Source organism: Bradyrhizobium erythrophlei (genome assembly GCF_042430365.1).
Taxonomy (GTDB): domain Bacteria; phylum Pseudomonadota; class Alphaproteobacteria; order Rhizobiales; family Xanthobacteraceae; genus Bradyrhizobium; species Bradyrhizobium erythrophlei.
This window is the reverse complement of sequence record NZ_JBHMET010000173.1, coordinates 1-828: the sequence shown is the minus strand read 5'-3', so window position 1 is coordinate 828 and position 828 is coordinate 1. Positions and strand designations below refer to the sequence as shown.

At 63.4% G+C, this 828-nt stretch carries 1 protein-coding gene; it reads left to right on the top strand.

Features of this window, described 5'->3' with window-relative positions:
- Window positions 1–749 (top strand): SAM hydrolase/SAM-dependent halogenase family protein (locus tag ACFFWD_RS25510; protein ID WP_376969769.1); only part of this gene is annotated, 749 nt, incomplete at its 5' end.
- Window positions 750–828 lie beyond the last annotated feature (79 nt).

The following is an 828-nucleotide window of genomic DNA, read 5'->3' as shown; positions in this document are numbered from 1 at the left end:
ACAGAGGTGAGCTGGCAACTTTGATTGTGCTGTTCACGGACTTCGGGTTGCACGGCCCGTATGCGGGTCAGATGAAGGCGGTGCTGGACCAGATGGTGCCGGGCACATCCATTATTGACCTGTTTGCTGATGCGCCGGTTGGAAATCCCAAGGCATCGGCCTATCTGCTGGCGGCCTATGCCGCATGGTTTCCGGCGGGCACCGTTTTTCTTGGCGTCGTCGATCCCGGCGTCGGCGGGGCACGCCCGCCTGTCATCGTCGAGGCCGACGGCCGCTGGTATGTCGGCCCGGGCAACGGATTGTTCGAACTGGTCCAGCGCCGTGCCGGACAGACGCGGAGCTGGCACATCGACTGGAAGCCGGAGCGCCTCTCCGCCAGTTTTCACGGTCGCGATCTCTTCGCACCGGTTGCAGCCATGCTGACGCGCGGGGAGCCGCCTCCAGGCCAGCCATGCCAGGATGACGCGAATCGCCACCCGGATTGGCCGGACGACCTCTGCGAGATCGTGTACGTCGATCATTTCGGCAACGCCATGACCGGCGTGCGGGCGGTCATGTTGCCAACCGACGCAAGGCTTGCGGTCGCCGATCGAGTGTTGGCGCGCGCAAGGACGTTTAGCGATCTGCCGGCGGGGGCTGTCTTCTGGTACGAGAATTCGAACGGGCTTGCCGAAATCGCCGTTAATCAGGGGCGCGCGGACCGCGAGCTCGGTCTTTCGATCGGCATTTCGCTCGAGATCGTCTCTTGAATAGCGGCTTGCCCGGTCACAGCTTTGAACTGTGATGGGCAAGGTGACGAAGCAGCGTAGCGGCCCGGATCGGCCGAAA